The organism is Photobacterium sp. CCB-ST2H9, assembly GCF_023151555.2.
In the GTDB taxonomy this organism is placed as follows: Bacteria; Pseudomonadota; Gammaproteobacteria; order Enterobacterales; family Vibrionaceae; genus Photobacterium.
This window is the reverse complement of record NZ_CP100425.1, coordinates 1,228,881-1,249,368: the sequence shown is the minus strand read 5'-3', so window position 1 is coordinate 1,249,368 and position 20,488 is coordinate 1,228,881. Positions and strand designations below refer to the sequence as shown.

The window sequence follows — 20,488 nt, the reverse complement described above, 5'->3', positions numbered from 1 at the left end:
TTAGCAACAGAAAATTCCAGCCAACAAGATTGGCGCTGAATCCCCTCCGTTCAGCCCGACCCTGTTCTCTTTATTGTTCTCGTCTTGTTTCCTGTCTTGGTTCCCGCCTTTCCGGCTGGGTTTGATGCCAGAACCCAGCCAGCGTGTCTGCAGGCGGCTGAATATCTGAATCCGCGAGAATGCGGCCGACGGCTCCGCGGTGATAACCGCCATGCATGCGACTGACTGCCTCAAACATATCGCGATTTGCCCACATCTTATATTCGAACAGAGTGTTGAACATGACGATTCCCTTACTTGGCTGGCTGAGCCGTTAAATATTGCTTCGCTTGCTGGCCGACAAACCGACGTCCCGGATTATTGCCGGCTATCCATTCGTCCGGTCCGAATAAATCAAACAATCCGACTTTGACCAAGGTCGGAATCGCCAGTGCCAGTTCCTGCTCTACCGCCCCCCGCTGACCTGCGTTGTAAAGCTCAATATTGTGAAGCATGGTTGCCACCGTGCCGGTTTGCACAGTACTGCCATCTTTCAGTTTCACAGCCGGCAGATTCTCACCTTCGGCGACGACCTTCCGATTAATCGATCCCAGTTGTTCCGTATTTTCCAAAATCGCGTTAGACATACTTTTCTCTGTGGTGGGTTGAGGAAGGCTTATCTTACAAATAGTGCACTCAGTTTCACAGTGAGATTTGGGTCAGTGAGATGAAGGGAACCCGGCTTTCATGAAATAGATCAATCAGGCGATGAGGAGGATGTGGTTTGAAAAGCGGAAACGAAGCAGAGCAAATTATGTTGCTGAGCTTCTGAACTACTTAGGGGCTTAGTGGCTTATCTGCTGAGTTACTTGCTGCCTGCGCACCAATCGGCCGCAGACAGCAAAGCATTTGGATTCAGGTGATTATCGCCACATCCGTGCGATGACATCCTCATGACTCTTACGAATCCGGTGCCAGACCGCCATCACAATATGTCCGATGACCAAAGCCAGCAGCAACCAGCCCAATTCACCATGCAGGAAATTCCCCAGGCCGACCATCCAGTCAATCTTTCCGGTATCAAAGCCGTCCATCAATGGTAACCCGAGGGGAGAAAATGCTTTTCCGGAGCCGTACTGCCGAATCAAAGCCAGCACCGGAATCACCAGCATCAGCAGATAAAGCGCCTTGTGTCCCACAAGCGCAGCTTTGCTGACAGACGCCGGACGCCGTGACAGATTTAAAAACGCCCAGCCGAGACGCAGGATAATCATCAGAAACAGTAAAACCCCTAAAGGTTTGTGCACTCCCCACATCAGTTTATCGAGTAAGGAATCCTCAAACAGAAATCTGACGATTGCCGTCAGAAATTGTGCCGCTAACAGGGCTGTCATACCCCAATGAAAAAATCGACTGACCTTGCCATAACGCTCATTGTTATCCAAAACCGACATACCATGATCCTTTTTGCTTCCAGTGCGAGGGTCTGTAATCCCCAGCAGAATATACCCAGATGAAGGTATAGACACACACTCAGCGCAATAAATCCGGGACTGACAGAAATTTTACGTGGCATGATGCAGCAAAAACAAACGGGTCAGTGACGTCCGTCAAGCAGCCAGCCTGAAACCTCCGCAAAGTGTTCCATCAATGATGAGCGTTCACGTTACTCATCTGAATTAAATCAGCAACATGAATAAAATCAGCATTACAAATGAAGTAATTAAACCGATCCATCCCAGAATGATATTCGAGGATTCGGAATACTTGTCATTCAGGTTCGGAAATAAGATGGCGCCCAGAGACACGATTGGTATCAGGGTAAAAATGAAACCGGCCCGGCCAATGATCTGCAGCGCATCTTCTGCAAAATAATAATGTACGCCCGCGTAAATCATGGTCACGATTGCGGCAAGGATGGCATCGGCATAAAGCACGCCGTCTTCACTGAAAAATAAATACAGAGCAATGAGTCCCATTGCAATCAGCGCTAACACGATAGTGAACCTCAGTGGCTGAGTGAATCGAAAATGTCGCTCTCAAACCGTTCTCTGAGTGCCTTTTCACCCTCAGAGAAACGGATACCTAGCGTGCAATTTTACGCAGTGCTTTTAAATCTTCACTTTCAAACGCTTTGGTCTTTTTAGAGGCAACAAACAGATAACCGAACACAATCAGCATCAGCGCCAGATTTACCGGTGAATCCACCACCAGCATAGAGAATGCATTCAGACAACCGATTGAAGCCGCAACCAGAGTTTGATTGGTCAGGGTCTTCACATGTCTGATGGCATCTTCTTCCGAAGCCGCCAGTACGGAATCTGCGGCTAAAAACATACCTGCTTCACGACAGGCTTCATACTGCCCCTTCAGCTCATCCGGACTGACTTTTTCCCGCGCACTGTACTGTAACCCCTTCTTCATCACAAAATATGTATTCACGCCACCCTCAAAAAACGTCTCAAACGATCAGATCAATCAGGCATCTGCCCTTCATGTGTTCGCTTAAGCTAGGCGACAAAGGGAAACAGCACATTTAGCATATGCAGGCAACACTTGTCTGAGATCGCAAAATTCGACGGGCTGATTTGCCAGACAGATAGCGAATGTATATACGTTGTATATGCACGATGACGAGTGAACCTGAATGGTCCAATCCAAAAAATCGAAAACAGGCAAGAAAGACAGCCAGCTCATCATCAGAATCAACAGTGAAGAGCGGGATGCATTTGTTGCGCTGTGTGAAACACTGGATACCAGTGCAGCACGTGAAGTGCGTCGATTTATCCGCCAGTTTGTGAAAGAAAATGCACAAACAGAGTGACCTCCTCATCTCGTGCATATGGTCTGAATGACCCGGTTGATATGTAAGGCGAAAAGCAGTTCCTTTCCTGTCAGCCATTTTCTAATCAATCGTTGTATGAACAGGAGAAAAGAAAAATGGCAAATGTGTCTAAGAAAGCGAAAAAACTGAAGAAAGAAATCAAAGTCCGAAAAGCGAAAGTGGCGAAGCACGCCGACAAGCTGAAAAAGCTGAAGAAAAAACTGAAAAAAGCCTGATTTTTCAGTGAAATCAATCCGATGGCTGCGAGCCATCGGATTATTGGTTTTCCCTGTCCTTACCGTTAAGTCGTTAAGCCTGCGCTGCTCATCAGCAAACGAAACAACCAGGATATACAAGCCAGTCCCGCCACACTGGCACCCCAGATGCCTGCCAGCCACAACCACTGCCGAAACGATTCTCTGAACATCTGTCTCTCCTTATCCGGATAAATTCCCTGTCTCATAGTGCAAAATCATTGTTGCGTGCTCGTTTATTCGTGCTCACTTTTGAGTGATTGCTATTTAGTGATTTTTCATTAGTGATTGTTCATTAATGATAACTTTCTTCCGCAGTCACCTTGCCGCTGAACACCGAATAGCTCCAGAAGGTGTACCCGAGAATGAACGGGATAATAAAGAGAGCGCCCACCAGCATAAAGCCCTGACTCTGTGGCGGTGCAGCGGCTTCCCAGATGGAAATATCCGGCGGAATAATATTGGGCCACAGACTAATCCCGAGCCCGCTGAACCCGAGAAAAACGATCCCCAGAGACATCACAAACGGCAGCCGCTCTTTTCGCTTTTGTACCGAGAGCAGAACCGCTTTTGCCAGAAACACCGTCAGCAAAGGCACCGGCGCAAAATAAATCAGATTCGGCAGGCTGAACCAACGTGCTGAAATCGCTTCCTGTGCCAGTGCCGTCCAGACACTGACAACGGCAATGATGAGCAGCAGCACCCCCAAAATTTTGGGCGTCACCCGGTACATCAAGAACTGAATCTCTCCTTCTGTTTTCATAATCAGCCAGCTGCTGCCCAGCAGCGCGTAGGCGACGACCAAACCCAGCCCGCAGAACATCGCGAACGGCGTCATCCAGTCAAAAGCACCACCGGCAAATTGCCGTCCAGTGACCGGAAAGCCCTCAATCACAGCCCCCACAACCACACCCTGGCTGAAAGTCGCCACGATGGAACCCACCATAAACGCCTTATCCCAAAATCCAAGATGGGCTGGCAGCGCTTTAAAGCGAAACTCGAAAGCCACTCCTCTGAAAATCAGCGCAATCAGCATGATCGTCAGCGGAATCGTCAGTGCGTCAATGATCACGGCATAAGCGAGCGGAAAGGCGCCAAACAAACTGGCACCGCCCAGCACCAGCCAGGTTTCATTGCCATCCCACACCGGAGCGACCGTATTCACCATCAGATCTTTCTGCTGACTGTCTTTCACCATCGGCATCAGAATGCCAATGCCCAGATCAAAACCATCCATGGTGATGTACATCAGCGTGGCGAATACGATGATGCCAAACCATAAAACAGATAAGTCCACACCCATAACAGCGTCCTTTTCTTAATGACTCATTCAAATAACGGAACCAATTAAATACGGCCGGAAACCGTTGGCAGATCATGCTCTTCAGCCTCATGATTGCCGTCAGGTCCCAGTCGGATCTGATGCACCATGTAGTAATAGCCCACACCAAACACGAAGCTGTACACCACAAAGAAAGTGAGCAGACTGAGGCTCATATGGAGATCACCATGGGCAGACACCGCAGACTGGGTTTTCAGCAGGCCATGCACCACCCAGGGCTGACGGCCAACTTCCGTCGTGATCCAGCCAGCCAGAATAGCGATCAGACCCGACGGCCCCATCCATAAGGTAAATTTCAGGAACCAGGGATTGTGGTAAAGCCTGTTCTTCCGCCGCATCCACAGACCAATCACGCCCTGCAGCAGCATCAAAAGCCCCAGTCCAACCATGATCCGGAATGACCAGAATACAACCGGAGAATAAGGCCGTTCTTCAGCAGGAAAGTCTTTCAGTGCCGGAATCGGCTCCGTCAGGCTGTGCTTCAGAATCACACTCGCCAGAGCCGGAATCTCAATCGCATAATCTGTCCGCTCCTCAGCCATATTCGGCAGACCAAACAAGATCAACGGTGTCGGCTCCCCGTTCGAATTATCCCAGTGCCCTTCAATCGCAGCGATTTTGGCCGGCTGATACTTCAGGGTATTGAGTCCGTGTAAATCTCCGATGAAAGCCTGAATCGGTGCGACCAGCAGGAGCATCCACATCGACATCGACAGCATCTTCCGGATGGCATTGCTTTGATTCCCTCTCAGCAGATGCCAGGCTGCAGAAGCGCCGACAAACAGCGCGGAACTCAAAAAAGCCGCGACCGTCATGTGCAGCAAGCGATACGGAAATGACGGATTAAAAATGACGGCAAACCAGTCGACCGGCACGACCTGACCATCCATGATTTCGTACCCCTGCGGGGTATGCATCCAGCTGTTGGAGGCCAGAATCCAGAAGGTCGAAATGAGGGTTCCCAGAGCAACCATACAGGTCGCAAAAAAATGAAGCTGATCGCCGACGCGTTTCCAGCCAAACAACATCACGCCAAGAAAACCGGCCTCCAGAAAGAATGCCGTCAGCACCTCATAAGTGAGCAGCGGTCCGGTAATACTGCCGGCAAACTCAGAGAAACCACTCCAGTTAGTACCAAACTGATATGCCATCACCAGTCCGGACACCACGCCCATGCCAAAATTCACGGCAAAGATTTTCGACCAGAAGTGGTACAGGGTTTTGTAGTCTTCCTGACGGGTTTTCAGCCATAGTCCTTCCAGGACCGCTAAATAACTCGCCAGACCAATGGTAATTGCGGGGAAAATGATGTGAAAAGAAACCGTAAAAGCGAACTGGATTCGCGCAAGCATGAAAGCATCAAGCCCAAACATAAGCTTCCTATTGAGTCGTTATATAGTACGCATATATTGAAAGAACCCTGTAATAAAAAAAGATACAGAAAAGCGCTCAAAACCTATAACAGATTTATTAAAAAATTGTTATATTTCCGACTTGTTCTGTCTTCTTTCCGGACCCTACATTGGCGAAATACGAACAACTGGCGGCACAGATCCGCCAGCAGATTGAATCTGGTATCTGGCGTGCCGGAGAACGCATGCCATCACTGCGGAAACAGACGGAACACTCAGGCATGAGCCTGATGACCGTAATGCATGCTTATCAGTTGCTCGAATCCCAGGGATGGCTGATAGCCCATCCCCGCTCCGGTTACACGGTGGCCGACAACATCCAGAACGTTGCCGAATCAGAAAAAGCAGCCGTCGAGACCGCAGAATCCGTCGATATCAACAGCTTCATTTTTGATGTCCTGCAGGCCAGCCGGAAACCCTATATGGTGAACTTCGGTTTTGCTTATCCGGACCCCAGCCTCTACCCCCGGCATCAGGTCAATAAATCGCTGATGCATGCCGCCCGCAGCCTGCCCGTTTCGAATGCCCTTGATAATCTGCCACCGGGCAATGACACATTACGGACGATGATCGCCCAGCGCTATGCAGCAAAGGGCGTCAATATTTCACCGGATGAAATCGTGATTACAGCCGGCGCGCTCGAGGCCCTGAACCTGAGCCTTCAGGCCGTGACCCGGCCCGGCGACTGGGTGGTTGTTGAATCGCCGACATTTTATGGCGCGCTGCAGTCAATAGAACGATTCGGACTCAAGGCATTGTCTGTCCGGACTGACCCGCACACCGGGATTGATCTGGATTCGCTGGAGCGTGCCTTTCAGTCTCACCCGGTCAAAGCCTGCTGGCTGATGACCAGCCATCAGAACCCGCTGGGTTTTACCCTGACTGAAGCGAAAAAGCGGCGCCTGATTGCGTTGCTGCAGAAATATCAGGTCGCGCTGATAGAAGATGATGTGTACAACGAACTCTATTCAGGCACAGAGCAACCCATACCGGCTAAAACCTTCGATACCACCGGAAATGTGATGCTGTGTTCGTCATTCTCAAAATCACTGGTTGCGGGCTACCGCATCGGCTGGGTTGCTGCTGGCAAAAGGGCTTTGGAGATTCAAAAGCTTCAGTTAATGAGCACCCTGACAACCAGCGTGCCGATCCAGCTCGCACTGGTCGATTATCTGAATACGCGTAATTATGAGCATCATCTGAAGCAACTCAGACGCACGCTGGACAAAAGAAAACAAGGAATGTGCCAGCTTCTTGCCCGTTCACTCCCCGCTTCCGTCCAGATAATTCACTCCGAAGGCGGTTATTTTGTCTGGTTGATTTTGCCACCGCAGTCGGATGCCATGGCAATCTACGCGCAGGCGCTGGCGGAAAACATCACCATTGCTCCCGGCAACATGTTTTCACCCGGCAGCCAGTTTAATCATTGCCTCAGGTTGAATACGTCATTTGAACTGGATGAGCGGCATACCCAAGCAATCCACCAACTGTCTCGAATCATTCAGCTTCACATCGGTCATCCACACTGAAGCGCCTCATTTGCGCTTCTGTATGCTGCGCTTTTTCTGTTTGACAAGATTTCTGATTCGAATCATAAACTGAGTTTCTCTCGAAGCTGCAGTAATAACGGGCACAAATTTTACTTTTTCTTCTTTTTACTCCGCTTCCTCCGGTTCTCAAGATTCCGGCGTTTCTTTTCTCTTTTGGCTTCAATCTCTTCTTGTGTGGGCGGCTGATAACGATGATGGTTTTTACCGGGAGCGAAATTTTGATCTTCTGATTTCCCTCCTGTGACAATTTTAAGCGCAAGAATTCCACCAATAACATAAAAGAAAACAAACCAGAACATCTTATTAGAATCAGCAACTTCCTTGGAAGTGGCTCTGACAACCTGAGCAGTGCCGGACCAGACCCGCTCGCTATGGTACTGAGGGGTGTGCAAATACAGGTATGAAAACAGATAATAAATTGCAAACCCAACAAGTAAGAGCGCAAGCCCCGGGATCAAAGAAAAAACATGAACAAAAAATGAATCTTTATGTCGACTCGGCTGCTTGGGTGTCTGATCAAATAAGTCTTTAATGGGTTCGTAATACAGATTGGCGACACCAAGAAAGAAAAATAGGTTAACAATCGCCCCAAGGCACATTAATACAAAAGGGTTTGTGAATATAAATCCAGCGATAACTATCAATAGTGAGACTAAAAAAAATTTTGCAATCGTTTCCATCTTGATTCCGAGACTTGTAAAATTCTCGTTTTCTAGGCGACAAAAAGTTTAAAATTTTAAACCTATTTCCCATGAATAATGTACCGCATAAAAAACATCGTATATTTCGTCATACAGAGCTCATGAAATATCACCTCGCTTGTCGAGGTACTCAACCAATAGCAGCCATCATTTGCTTGACACCATTCATCAATCGAATAAAAAGCGATCACATCCTCGTGTAGCTGCATGAATCGTACGAGGCAACCTCGCAACATGCTTATCCGTTGGGGAATCGCTGCAATTTCGTTTCCTTCTTGTTCTGTTTTCAATTGTCTGTGCACTCTTTTATTAAATGCAGCATAGACATTCATTCTATGGATAACGCTTGAGCGATCATCTCAGCGATAAGAACCACGTCATATTTGGTCATCGTTCACGCCAACTTTGCCTTCAATTCATGTGAGAATGATTCCCGTATCTCAAACTAACCTTGAGCACCGCCTCTAACTGCGCAGAGTGGAACAAATAAGTCTTTTTTGATAGCCAGCAAAGGTTCACAACTTCACCCTGGATACTAAACCCAATCAAAGCAGCGCGACCAGCAATAACGTCAACAATAATGAGCCAAAAGATTCCATCTGATAGGCAAAAATAAGATTACTTTATCAACCTTAAAATTTTGAAGATAAGACCAAACGAATGATAAAACGCCAAAATAATCCCGCCAGAAAATAAGATGGAAAATAACAATTCTTTACTGGATTCAGAAAGCACACCGACCCCAATGATATAGCTATCCTTGCGCATAAAATTCCCAGACAGCAAATAAAACGCCCCTACCCCAGATCCGGAAAACAACAAAAATACAATCAAGCCATGTATAGATTTATAAATTAAACCCCTCTCCTCTTTCCTGAAGAGGATTGATTTCAAGTAACTCAGAAACGACCCAATTGAGGCAAGTAAATTAATGAAAGAAAAATAAAAAGCAAAAAAATTCAGCACACTGCCAAATAACAGAGATAAAAAAGGAATGGCAATGATGTTAAACAGAAAAATAAATGCGTACAAGATCACGCAAGTGATCATAAAAAAAACCGATATCAGATAAAGATTTTTTAAACATATCCGTAGAATGTCAGAATTTTTTCACATATTAATCGAATTTCCTCATTTCCATAAGCGCTGACAGAGAGGATAGTTATGACAATTGTTCCATAAAAATTATTCACTCATCTTCACCACAAACAAACTCCAATACTTTGGCTGTATCCAGATATCTGCGATTGAAAAAACCGATGACTATTATTGATAAAAACGTCTTTATTCGATTGATACTCGGACTATATTCAAGTGTGTAAACCAAAAGGTAACTGTCAAAACCAACCTTAATGCCAAGGTAAGCAAGGAGTCTTGTATGAGTAATGGTAAAGGTGCCGCATCAGGTGGCTGCCCGGTAATGCACGGCAGTAACACCAATCTTCGCGGCTCAGGTACACGCAATGAAGACTGGTGGCCCAATCAACTGAATCTCAAAATCCTTCATCAGAACGACAGAAAGTCAAACCCAATGGGTGAAGGCTTCAACTACGCGGAAGAATTTAAAACACTTAACCTCAAAACGGTCAAACAAGACATTGAGAACGTCCTGAAAACCTCCCAGGACTGGTGGCCCGCAGACTACGGTCACTACGGCCCGCTGATGATTCGTATGGCCTGGCATGCCGCAGGCACTTACCGGACCGGCGATGGCCGGGGTGGCGCATCGACCGGTAACCAGCGTTTCGCCCCGTTAAACAGCTGGCCGGACAACGGCAACCTGGATAAAGCCCGCCGTCTGCTGTGGCCTGTCAAACAGAAATACGGCAAGAAACTCTCCTGGGCCGACCTCTTTATTCTCACCGGGAACGTTGCACTGGAATCCATGGGCTTCAAAACCTTTGGTTTTGGCGGCGGCCGGGAAGATATCTGGGAACCAGAAGTGGATATCTACTGGGGTGCTGAAGACGAGTGGCTGGGTAACAAACGTTACAGTGGTGACCGTGATCTGGAAAACCCGCTGGCAGCCGTTCAGATGGGCCTGATTTACGTCAACCCTGAAGGCCCGGACGGCAATCCGGATCCGGTCGCATCCGGTCGTGACGTGCGTGAAACCTTCGCCCGGATGGCGATGAACGACTATGAAACCGTCGCGCTGACCGCCGGTGGTCACACCTTCGGGAAATGTCATGGTGCCGGTGATGCTGCTCTTGTGGGGCCGGATCCGGAAGCCGCTCCCATGGAACAGATGGGTTTGGGCTGGAAGAACGCACACGGCAGCGGTAAAGGCCGGGATTCCATTACCAGTGGCCTGGAAGGCGCCTGGACCCCAACGCCAACCCAATGGGATAACACTTACTTTGAAATGCTGCTGGGCAACGAGTGGGAACTGACCAAGAGTCCGGCGGGTGCCAATCAGTGGAAGGTGCAAAATGTCACGGACAAAAATCAGGCACCGGATCCGGAAGACGCGTCCAAACGCGTGAACATCATGATGACCACGGCAGACATGTCGATGCGCGAAGACCCGGAATATCGCAAAATATCCGAACATTTCCGTGCCAATCCGGATGAGTTTGCTGATGCTTTTGCCCGGGCCTGGTTCAAACTGACGCACCGTGATATGGGGCCGAAAGCCCGTTATCTTGGTTCTGAAGTCCCGGCAGAAGATCTGATCTGGCAGGATCCAGTGCCTGCGGTGGATCATGAACTAATCTCAGACAGCGACATTGCCGGCCTGAAACAGACGATTCTGGACTCCGGCCTGAGCGTGCAGGAGCTGGTGTATACCGCCTGGTCTTCCGCATCCACCTTCCGCGGCTCTGACTGCCGGGGCGGCGCCAACGGTGCCCGGATTCGTCTGGCACCGCAAAATGGCTGGGAAGTGAATCAGCCCACTCAGCTGAAGAAAGTCCTGAGCACCTATGAAGGGATTCAGAAAGACTTCAATTCGGCTCAGGCGGGAAATAAAGCGGTCTCTCTGGCTGACCTGATTGTCCTCGGCGGCGTGGCTGCCATCGAAAAATCAGCGAAAGCCGCAGGGTTCAGCGTCACGGTTCCGTTCTCACCGGGACGGACGGATGCAACAGACGATCAGACCGATGCTGATTCGTTCGATGTGCTGGAGCCTGTTGCCGATGGTTTCCGGAATTACCTGAAGACCAAATTCACCGTCCCTGCAGAAGAAATGCTACTTGACCGGGCGCAGTTATTGACTCTGACAGCACCGGAAATGACCGTCCTCATCGGGGGGATGCGTGCGCTGGACGCCAATTACGGCGGTTCAAAACAGGGGGTCTTCACCAGCAAACCCGGCGTACTGACCAACGACTTCTTCGTGAATCTGCTTGATATGAATATCGAGTGGTCACCAACCACCGCAGAAGCCGACGAGTTTGAAGGCCGTGACCGTCAGACCGGTCAGGTGAAATGGACCGCCACCCGCGTCGATCTGGCCTTTGGTGCCAATTCGCAACTCCGTGCCATTTCTGAGGTGTATGGGGGTGCCGATGCCAAAGAGAAGTTCGTGCATGACTTCGTGCATGCCTGGACCAAAGTCATGAATGCCGACCGCTTTGATCTGAAATAAAAGATCTGAAGTCGATGTTCTGAAATAAACGGTCTCATTCGCAACCACAACAAGGCACTTCTCTGAGAAGTGCCTTTTAACATGTGAACAGTGCTCACAGACAGAATTGTCCCAGCACAAACTGGGTGGTCTCTCACGATCACACCAGTTCGGAAATCAACCTAAATAACTGTTATTCAACGAATATTTAACATTTCTCTTTTTGTAAACTCATCTAAACTCAGTAAAACTGTGAATTCTGTCGTATACTTCAGTCAACAGAAAATAAAAGAAATGCTTTATCAAAGCATCATATTTATATTTGCGTCTCTTGGCTCTATCCAATCATCAGTTTAATGAATATTAAAGAGGGATATGATGATCGTGAAATATGCTAAATTCTCAAAAAAACATCCATACGTGCATATCTCTATTATTATATTTCTTGTTTTATTATTTTTATTTTCTGCGTTTATGTTGGTTGAATATGAAATGATTGAGTTTGCAGTGGTCATTCTTTTCATCGGATGCACCCTGCCATTTTTTGCCAAAGTGTCGAAATACAAACAGCAATATTTATCTGATTAATTATCTGCGGGCATTTACCCATAAATTGCATAGATTGATAGCTTTCCGAATGCAAAACGGGCACGCAATCTGCGGTGCCCGTTTCTCGTTATTCCGACTGTGATGAGCTGGAATCAGTGATATGCATCCCCCGGTTTCACCTTACCCCGAAAGACATGATATCCCCACAAGGTGTACATCAGGATCACCGGTAAAATCAGTAAGGTGCCTATTAATGCAAACAACTGACTGGTCGTTGGCGATGCCGCTTCCCAGAAATCAATCGACGGCGGCACAATATTAGGCCAAACACTCAGCACCAGACCCGCATACCCCAGAAAGACCAATCCCAGTGTCGAGATAAACGGCTTATGAGAGTGACGTTCTCGCAGGCTCTTTTGCAGTGCATACAAGGCGATCACGGCCAGCACGGCGATGGCGCCGGTCAGCAGCCAGTGTGAACCATGGAACCAGCGGTGTGCGATATCTTTATGAATGAATGCCGTCCATCCGCAAGTGAGTACGATCACCCATGCCAGCAGATAAGCCAGCGGACGACTGTAATGACGCATCCGCGCTTCCAGCATCCCTTCCGTTTTAATCAGCAGCCAGGTGCTGCCCAGCAACGCGTAGGTCAGGACCAGCCCCACACCACAGAAGAGCGGGAACGGTGCGAACCAGTCAAATGCGCCACCCGCGAACTGGCGGTCCACCACCGGAATCCCTGAGACATACGTGCCCAGTGCCACGCCCTGGAAAAAGGTCGCCAGCACAGACCCGGCAATAAAAGCTTTATCCCAGATATGACGCTTCTCTGGTTCCGCTTTAAAGCGAAATTCAAAGGCAACGCCGCGGAGGATCAGCCCGGCCAGCACAAAAATCAGCGGCAGATAGAGCGCCTCAAAAATGAGTGAATACGCGAGCGGAAATGCCCCGAACATTGCCGCCGCACCAAAAACAATCCAGGTTTCATTCCCGTCCCAAACCGGTGCGACGGTATTCATCATGACATCCCGCTCTTCCGAATCGGAAATAAACGGAAACAGGATGCCCAGTCCTAAATCGAAACCATCCAGAATCACGTACATCATGATGCCGAAGGCAATGAGAACGCTCCAGATAATCGACAGATCGATACCTTGTATATTCATGATTCCACTTCCTTATTCCGTGACCGACTGAGGTTTCAGCGATGGCAGCCCTTCTTGTGGCTGAAGTCCGTATAAGCCTTTCGGGCCTTTGTTGACGAGCCGCATCATGTAGCCAATCCCGACGGTGAACACTGAAAAGTACACCACCACAAACACAGCCAGCGAGATGGTCATCTGGACCACGTCATGATTCGAGACCGCGTCATGCGTCCGCATCATGCCGTAAACGACCCAGGGCTGACGGCCGACTTCGGTTGTGAACCACCCAGCCAGCAGCGCAATCAGCCCCGACGGGCCCATCATCAGCATGAAACGCAGGAAGGTTTTATTCTGATACAGTGTTCCTTTGCGACGCAGCACCAGGGCCACCAGGCTGGAAAGCAGCATCAGCATGCCCAGACCCGCCATGATGCGAAAGCTCCAGAACACAAGGGTTGAATTCGGACGGTCTTCTTTCGGAAAGCTTTTCAGTGCCGGAATCTGCTTGTCCAGACTGTGGGTCAGAATCAGGCTGCCTAAATAAGGAATTTCCAGGCTGTAGCGGGTCTTCTCCGCATCCATATCCGGAATCCCAAACAGAATCAGCGGGGTGGCCTCACCCGGTTTGTTGTCCCAGTGACCTTCAATGGCAGCGATTTTAGCGGGCTGGTGTTCCAGCGTATTCAGCCCATGGGCATCGCCGACAAAAGCCTGAATCGGCGCAACCAGCAGAATCATCCACATCGCCATCGACAGCATTTTCCGGATTTCAGCGGTATTGCGTCCGCGCAGTAAGTGCCATGCTGCGGATGCCGCCACGAAAAAGGCAGTCGACAGGAAAGCAGCCAGCGCCATGTGCACCAGACGGTACGGGAAAGACGGGTTAAACACGATTTTGAACCAGTCGAGCGGCACAATGCGGCCGTCCACAATTTCAATACCCTGCGGCGTCTGCATCCAGCTGTTCGAAGACAGAATCCAGAAGGTCGAGATCAGCGTCCCGATCGCCACCATCACGGTTGCGAAAAAGTGCATCCTGCGGCTGACACGTTCCCAGCCAAACAGCATCACGCCCAGGAAACCAGCCTCAAGGAAGAAAGCCGTCAGTACCTCATAGGTTAATAACGGTCCGGTCACGCTGCCCGCGAAATCGGAAAAACGCGCCCAGTTGGTGCCAAACTCGTAAGACATCACGAGCCCGGATACCACGCCCATGCCAAAATTGACGGCAAAGATTTTCGACCAGAAGTAATACAGATTTTTGTAAACCTGATTTCCGGTTTTCAGCCAGCGCCATTCCAGCACAGCCAGGTAGCTGGCTAAGCCGATGGTGATGGCAGGAAAGATAATATGAAAAGAGACCGTAAACGCGAACTGAATCCGCGCGAGATCTAATGCTTCCAGATGAAACATACAACTATCCTTTTCGATAACAACTTATCTGATCAGGTCAGCCGCTGCCGGCTGCCGTTTGAAACGTTCAGCGAATCACAATTGATTCATACCGCAGACGACGGAATCCGGTTGTCTGCCTGTGCTTTTTCCAGTCGGATCGCCACAAATTTCGATGTCGGGGTGTAGGTCCGGTCACCGTAGCTTTCCAGCGGCACCAGCGGGTTGGTTTCCGGGTAATAAGAGGCTGCCTGACCGGACGGAATGTCGTAGGCGACCAGCATAAATCCGGAGACCCGACGCTCTTTTCCGTCTTCCCACAAAGAGACCAGATCCACTTTTTCGCCCGGTTCGAACCCGAGGCGACGGATATCCGCTTCATTGGCAAACACCACCTCCCGGATGCCGAAGACGCCACGGTAACGGTCATCCAGACCATAGAGGGTAGTGTTGTACTGGTCATGCGAGCGCATGGTTTGCAGGATCAGATCCGGCTTTTCGCCACGCGCCAGCACCGTTTCATTCACCAGCTGTCCGGGCAGTTCACAAGGTGTGAACTGCGCCTTTCCGCTCGGGGTATGCCATTGCCGCTGTGCGGCCGCATTCCCCAGATGAAAACCGCCCGGATGTTTCAGCTTTTCGTTGAAGTTCTCAAAACCCGGAATCGTATCGGCAATCAGGTCCCGAATCCGGCTGTAATCCGCCACGACCCAGTCCCAGTTCACCGGATGATCGCCCAACGTCGCTTTCGCCATCCCTGCAATAATGGCCGGCTCAGAACGCAGCTGAGGTGAACGGGGTTTCAGCTGACCATAGGAGATATGAACCATACTGAACGTGTCTTCCACGGTAACCCCCTGCGGGCCTTCTGCCTGCAGATCCACTTCAGTCCGGCCCAGACACGGCAGGATCAGCGCTTCCCGCCCGGTCACCAGATGACCCCGGTTGAGCTTGGTTGAGATTTGCACGGTCAGGTCACAGTTGCGCAGCGCTGCATGGGTGCGCGGCGTATCCGGAGTTGCCTGTGCAAAGTTACCGCCCAGACCGACAAAGACTTTGGCACGCTTTTCTTCCATCGCCTGAATGGCCAGAACCGCGTTATGACCGTGCATCCGGGGTGCCCGGAATCTGAACCGGTCTTCCAGTGCATTCAGCAGGGATTCCGGCGGCTGTTCATCAATCCCCATCGTACGGTCACCCTGCACATTACTGTGCCCGCGCACCGGTGACAGTCCTGCCCCCGGTTTCCCGACATTACCGCGCAGCAGTTGCAGATTGACGACCTCCTGAATGGTCGGCACCGAGTGGCGGTGTTGCGTCAGACCCATCGCCCAGCACATCACGACCCTTTCGGCACGGCGGTACATGCGCGCTGCCATTTCAATTTCCGCTAGCGTCAGACCCGATTGCTCAACAATGTGATCCCAGCTGGTGGCATCGACTTCGGCCAGATACTGATCCAGTCCTGTGGTGTGACGTTCAATGAAGTCATGGTCGAACACGGCCGGTTCACCTTTTTCCTGCGCCTCACGCTCCCAATTCAGTAAAAACTTCGCCATGCCGCGCATCGCAGCCATGTCGCCGCCGAGTGCCGGGCGGAAATAAGCGGTGTTGGTGGGTTCCGAGCCATTGCTCAGCATTTCAAACGGGTGCTGCGGGTGCTGAAAACGTTCCAGACCACGCTCTTTCAGCGGGTTAAAACAGACCACCTGCGCGCCGCGTTTCACCGCTTCCCGCAATGGCTCCAGCATCCGCGGGTGATTAGTGCCCGGGTTCTGGCCGATCACGAAGATGGCATCAGCCAGCTCCAGATCTTTAAACACCACCGTGCCTTTGCCGACCCCAATGGTCTCGGACATCCCAATCCCGCTGGCCTCATGGCACATGTTCGAGCAATCCGGAAAGTTATTGGTGCCGAAGGCACGGACAAACAGCTGATACAGATAAGCGGCTTCGTTGCTGGCACGGCCTGAGGTGTAGAACTCCGCCTGATCCGGCGATTCAAGGTTGTTCAGGTGTCTCGCAATCAGTGCGAAAGCATCTTGCCAACTGATGGGCTCATAATGATCGCTTTCCGCGTTGTAACGCATCGGGTGAGACAGCCGCCCCTGATATTCCAGCCAGTAGTCACTTTGTTTCAGCAGCTCAGAGACGCTGTATTGCGCAAAGAAATTCGGATCAACCAGACGCCCGCTTGCTTCCCAGTTCACCGCTTTGGCGCCGTTTTCACAGAACTTCACTAACCCGTCTTCCGGCGATTCTCCCCAGGCGCATCCCGGACAGTCAAAGCCGCCATTCTGGTTTGTTTTCAGCATTGCCCTGAGATTTCGAAACGCATTCTCACTGCCCAGCCAGCTTTTGGTGACACTTTTCAACGCTCCCCAGCCTGCAGCCGGGCCGTTGTAATCTCTGATATTTTCTTTGTGGTTCATAAAAGTAAGCCTCAGATTAGGTGTCAGCGGTTGCGAATGCGTTCATGAAAGTCACGGCGCATGATCAGAAATTCAGCGTTCTCTGATTCAAACTGACATCCGTTTCATTTTTTGCAGATGAATTTCATGCGGGACCAGGAATAAGGTCTGCATTTAAAATGATCTGAATCAAAGATTATGGCGGTTTAAGCGTGGCGTCTAATTGATATTATTGAAGAGGTAATAAATTGTATCTATCAGGGCGGTAAAATATCAGAAAGTGCTTTCATCTCAGCCCATTAAGATATATAAAAGCAAACATCACGCAAGCAGAAAATAAATCCACCTGATTTTTTATTCCCCGCAACAAATGAATATCCCCTGCGATAAATCATCTTCATCAATCGTATTTATCATCCAATCAAAACAATCTATTTGACCATTAAAAACGGGCTGAATACGCTTTAATCAACAGCCAGCTGAAATATAACTCATCACAAAACGCTGCCGAACCATCAACCATAAATAATATAAAACATAATTTCTGTGCAAACAGAAACTGATTCAAAACAGGCTTTCCCAAAAGAGTTCAGGTATCCCATGATCGTCCATCCCAAACCGAAATTATCGGATATCCTTTTTTCATTAAAAGGATCCATTGCCAAACGCATTGCGCTCCGCAGCCTGATGGTCACGGCGCTGGCATCAATGATTGTCTTCATCGAGGTGCTTTATCCGGCGCTATTTTCCCGCGTGAATGCAACGCCCTTTACGTTGCTCGGGATTTCCCTGTCCATCTTTATGAGTTTCCGGAATAACGCCTGTTATGGCCGCTGGTGGGAAGGCCGTCAGGCCTGGGGCAAAGTGATGATTGAAATGCGTTCTTTTGCCAGAGCCAGCATTGCCATCCCCGATCCGGCCAGACGCGAAGCCATGCTCAGAGAACTGTGCGGATTTGCCCATGCCCTGAATGCCCGCCTGCGCGGTGAAAATGAACTGCATGCCGCAGGCCCTTGGGTGTCAAACATCCCCGGGACCTACGGCCAGAACATCAGTGACGGCATTTTGAGAAACATCAGCCGTCAATGTTCTGAACTGGCAGCATGCAATGCCATCAGTGACTGGCGTTACATCACGCTGGAGAAATGCCTGCACGGACTGTCGGAAGCACAGGCAACCTGCGAGCGGATCAAGGGCACACCCCTGCCGTTTCCCTATACCCTGTTGCTGCACCGGACTATTTATATCTTCTGTCTCCTGCTGCCCTTCGCGATGGCCGAGCCTCTGGGCTGGTTGGCGCCGGTATTCACGACAATCGTCAGTTATACCTTCTTCGGACTGGATGCCATCGGTGACGAGCTGGAAGACCCCTTTGGCCGGGATGAAAATGACCTGCCGACCGATGCCCTTGTCCGCACCATTGAACGTGACCTGCTGGATGCGCTGGGGCACCCTGATTTGCCAGCGCCCTTAGAGCCCGTGGAGTATGTGCTGAACTGAGCCGCTGCAGATGGACCTACAGCCCGCATATGCAGCGACAGACGATCCAGATCAATCAGCACACGACCACTGCTGTGATAAATCTTATCTATCAATTCATCAATTGCGTTTATTGGACTATGAAGCATAAACGTTATATTTTTGAGCAGGATAGTTGAAATGGCTGTAAACAAAATGAACCAGAATCCAGTTTCCTTTTCTGTACTCCTGCTCGCTGGCGGGCAAGGCTCGCGTATGGGAGGACAAGACAAAGGGCTGGTTCCGTTTCGTGGCCGACCGCTGATTGCCAGTCTGCATGACGTTGTCAGGCCGCTGACAGATGACCTGCTGATTTCCTGCAACCGGAACGCGCAAACCTACGCGGCTTACTGCGACCGGACACTTTCTGACGACGTCGCCGGATTTCCCGGCCCGCTGGCCGGCATCCTGAAGGGGCTGACGGAAGCCAGATATGACTGGCTGCTGTTGTTTCCCTGCGATGCGCCCCTGCTGAACCAAACCCTGATTGATCAGATGCTGGCCGCAGCATCTGCACAAACGCCTCGTCCGGCGATGGTCCGTCAGGGCCGGCAGTGGCAGCCCATGTTCAGCTTGATCCCAAAGGCTTTACTGCCTGAGCTGAAAGCGGCCTGGCAGTCAGGTGAACGCAGCCTGATGACGATTCTGAAACAGCATGATGTGATTGCCATCGATTGTGATGAGAACGATCCACGGCTTCAGAACGTCAATACTCCGCAACAATTACTCAATTTGCACCATGATTAGTACATATCCCCGAACGTTCTGAAGCTCCAGCCAATGCTGCTGCATCTTCAGAGATGCCGGGGTCAATGCATTTTCCCAAATAAAAACAGACCCTCAGGGTAAAACATGGATATCAAACAACTGAAGTACCTGATCGCGCTGGATCAAACCCGGCATTTCGGTCAGGCGGCGGCCCTCTGCCACATTACTCAGCCCACCCTCTCGATGCGGATCCGCAATCTGGAGGACGAGCTGGATCTGGTTCTGATCACCCGCGGACAGCGATTCGAAGGGTTTACCGAAGAAGGCGAACGCATCCTGGCCTGGGCTCGAACCCTGTTAGCCGCGCATGACGGCTTACAGGCCGAAGCGGCCAGTTGCCGCGGCCAGCTGGTCGGCAGTCTGCGTCTTGGGATGGTTCCGCTGGCAAGCCTCAATCCCATGCAACTGCTGAAGCCCTTGTCCAAACGTTATCCCGAGCTGCATTTCCAGCTCAGTTCATTAACCTCAGAACAGATCATCGATCATCTCAACCGCAACCAGCTCGATCTGGGCTTTTGCTATCTCGATCAGGTCGATACCCAGTTTTTCGATGTCATCCGGCTTACCGCTACCAGCATGGGCCTGCTGCATGACGTCCGTCACTTTCAGTTCGACGATGCTGATCTCAGCTGGGAAGCCGTTGGCCGGCAACCGCTGGGGCTGCTGACCAAAGGGATGCACTACCGCCAGTCCATTGATCTCAGCTTCCGCAGTCACGACATCGACCCGCACACCATTCTGGAAAGTGATTCGACCTTTCAGCTGATTCAGGCGGTGAACGCGGGAATTTGCTGTGCCATCATGCCCCTGAGAAGCGGGATTGAGGCGATGAATGAACACCTGAACATCGTGCCCATCACCGATGCCGTCATTCATTCGCCGCTCGGACTGGTCATGCGCCGCAGCGAGCCCCGGTCCGCACTAGCCGACAAATGTTTTGCTGAAGCGAAAGGGATTTTTCAAGCTAGTAAAACGCCATAGACCCGCCTTATCAGGCCATCAAAACAAGCCATTGGACAACAGACAGGCAGTTGCGTAGCCTGTCTGTATCCGATTCCAGCCCATGATTTTC

At 50.4% G+C, this 20,488-nt stretch carries 18 protein-coding genes; 6 read left to right on the top strand and 12 right to left on the bottom strand.

Going from position 1 to position 20,488, the window contains the following annotated elements; translation table 11 throughout:
- Positions 1-70 precede the first annotated feature (70 nt).
- From L4174_RS06050 to L4174_RS06030, 5 genes are all read right to left on the bottom strand, one after another.
- Positions 71-283, bottom strand: coding sequence for a hypothetical protein (locus tag L4174_RS06050; protein WP_248139546.1), 213 nt, complete (start codon positions 281-283; stop codon positions 71-73).
- Positions 284-293: 10 nt separating this feature from the next.
- Positions 294-626 (bottom strand): hypothetical protein, encoded by a 333-nt coding sequence (locus tag L4174_RS06045; protein WP_248139544.1) that lies wholly within the window; start codon positions 624-626, stop codon positions 294-296.
- A 276-nt stretch (positions 627-902) separates the two neighbouring features.
- A complete protein-coding gene (locus L4174_RS06040; protein ID WP_248139542.1) occupies positions 903-1,433 on the bottom strand; it encodes a cytochrome b in 531 nt (176 codons plus the stop codon).
- 225 nt (positions 1,434-1,658) lie between these two features.
- Positions 1,659-1,976, bottom strand: coding sequence for a hypothetical protein (locus L4174_RS06035; RefSeq protein WP_248139541.1), 318 nt, complete (start codon positions 1,974-1,976; stop codon positions 1,659-1,661).
- An 88-nt stretch (positions 1,977-2,064) separates the two neighbouring features.
- A complete protein-coding gene (locus tag L4174_RS06030) occupies positions 2,065-2,421 on the bottom strand; it encodes a hypothetical protein (RefSeq protein WP_248139539.1) in 357 nt (118 codons plus the stop codon).
- A gap of 205 nt (positions 2,422-2,626) precedes the next feature.
- Here L4174_RS06030 and L4174_RS06025 point away from each other — a divergent pair, with 205 nt between their 5' ends.
- Positions 2,627-2,803 (top strand): hypothetical protein, encoded by a 177-nt coding sequence (locus tag L4174_RS06025; protein ID WP_248139537.1) that lies wholly within the window; start codon positions 2,627-2,629, stop codon positions 2,801-2,803.
- A gap of 301 nt (positions 2,804-3,104) precedes the next feature.
- Here L4174_RS06025 and L4174_RS06020 read toward each other — a convergent pair whose 3' ends face one another.
- From L4174_RS06020 to L4174_RS06010, 3 genes are all read right to left on the bottom strand, one after another.
- Positions 3,105-3,230 carry a DUF2474 domain-containing protein gene (locus L4174_RS06020; protein WP_248139536.1) on the bottom strand — a complete coding sequence of 42 codons (126 nt, stop codon included), beginning with the start codon at positions 3,228-3,230 and terminating at the stop codon, positions 3,105-3,107.
- A gap of 122 nt (positions 3,231-3,352) precedes the next feature.
- On the bottom strand, positions 3,353-4,360 hold the full coding sequence (gene cydB, locus L4174_RS06015; protein WP_248139534.1) for a cytochrome d ubiquinol oxidase subunit II: 1,008 nt from the start codon (positions 4,358-4,360) through the stop codon (positions 3,353-3,355).
- Positions 4,361-4,404: 44 nt separating this feature from the next.
- On the bottom strand, positions 4,405-5,772 hold the full coding sequence (locus tag L4174_RS06010) for a cytochrome ubiquinol oxidase subunit I (RefSeq protein WP_248139533.1): 1,368 nt from the start codon (positions 5,770-5,772) through the stop codon (positions 4,405-4,407).
- A gap of 149 nt (positions 5,773-5,921) precedes the next feature.
- Between L4174_RS06010 and L4174_RS06005 the strand changes: the two genes are divergently transcribed.
- The gene (locus L4174_RS06005) at positions 5,922-7,340 is read left to right on the top strand and encodes a PLP-dependent aminotransferase family protein (RefSeq protein WP_248139531.1); all 1,419 of its coding nucleotides are present in this window, start codon (positions 5,922-5,924) and stop codon (positions 7,338-7,340) included.
- A gap of 110 nt (positions 7,341-7,450) precedes the next feature.
- Here L4174_RS06005 and L4174_RS06000 read toward each other — a convergent pair whose 3' ends face one another.
- Complete coding sequence (locus L4174_RS06000) at positions 7,451-8,041, bottom strand: hypothetical protein (RefSeq protein ID WP_248139529.1); 591 nt, start codon at positions 8,039-8,041, stop codon at positions 7,451-7,453.
- 1,399 nt (positions 8,042-9,440) lie between these two features.
- Between L4174_RS06000 and katG the strand changes: the two genes are divergently transcribed.
- Positions 9,441-11,651 carry a catalase/peroxidase HPI gene (gene katG, locus L4174_RS05995; RefSeq protein WP_248139528.1) on the top strand — a complete coding sequence of 737 codons (2,211 nt, stop codon included), beginning with the start codon at positions 9,441-9,443 and terminating at the stop codon, positions 11,649-11,651.
- Between the two features lie 680 nt (positions 11,652-12,331).
- Here katG and cydB (L4174_RS05990) read toward each other — a convergent pair.
- The 3 genes from cydB (L4174_RS05990) to L4174_RS05980 form a co-directional block, all read right to left on the bottom strand.
- On the bottom strand, positions 12,332-13,348 hold the full coding sequence (cydB, locus tag L4174_RS05990; protein WP_248139526.1) for a cytochrome d ubiquinol oxidase subunit II: 1,017 nt from the start codon (positions 13,346-13,348) through the stop codon (positions 12,332-12,334).
- 12 nt (positions 13,349-13,360) lie between these two features.
- Positions 13,361-14,740: a cytochrome ubiquinol oxidase subunit I gene (locus L4174_RS05985; protein WP_248139525.1), complete on the bottom strand. Its 1,380-nt coding sequence runs from the start codon at positions 14,738-14,740 to the stop codon at positions 13,361-13,363.
- Between the two features lie 86 nt (positions 14,741-14,826).
- The gene (locus L4174_RS05980) at positions 14,827-17,151 is read right to left on the bottom strand and encodes an FdhF/YdeP family oxidoreductase (RefSeq protein ID WP_248139523.1); all 2,325 of its coding nucleotides are present in this window, start codon (positions 17,149-17,151) and stop codon (positions 14,827-14,829) included.
- Between the two features lie 579 nt (positions 17,152-17,730).
- On the opposite strand from L4174_RS05980, the gene L4174_RS05975 reads away from it, so the two are divergent.
- The 3 genes from L4174_RS05975 to L4174_RS05965 all read left to right on the top strand — a co-directional run bounded on the left by L4174_RS05975 (position 17,731) and on the right by L4174_RS05965 (position 20,397).
- Positions 17,731-18,630 (top strand): bestrophin family protein, encoded by a 900-nt coding sequence (locus L4174_RS05975; protein WP_248139521.1) that lies wholly within the window; start codon positions 17,731-17,733, stop codon positions 18,628-18,630.
- A 159-nt stretch (positions 18,631-18,789) separates the two neighbouring features.
- Positions 18,790-19,395: a molybdenum cofactor guanylyltransferase MobA gene (gene mobA / locus L4174_RS05970; protein ID WP_248139520.1), complete on the top strand. Its 606-nt coding sequence runs from the start codon at positions 18,790-18,792 to the stop codon at positions 19,393-19,395.
- Between the two features lie 105 nt (positions 19,396-19,500).
- A complete protein-coding gene (locus L4174_RS05965; RefSeq protein WP_248139518.1) occupies positions 19,501-20,397 on the top strand; it encodes a LysR family transcriptional regulator in 897 nt (298 codons plus the stop codon).
- Positions 20,398-20,488: the final 91 nt, after the last annotated feature.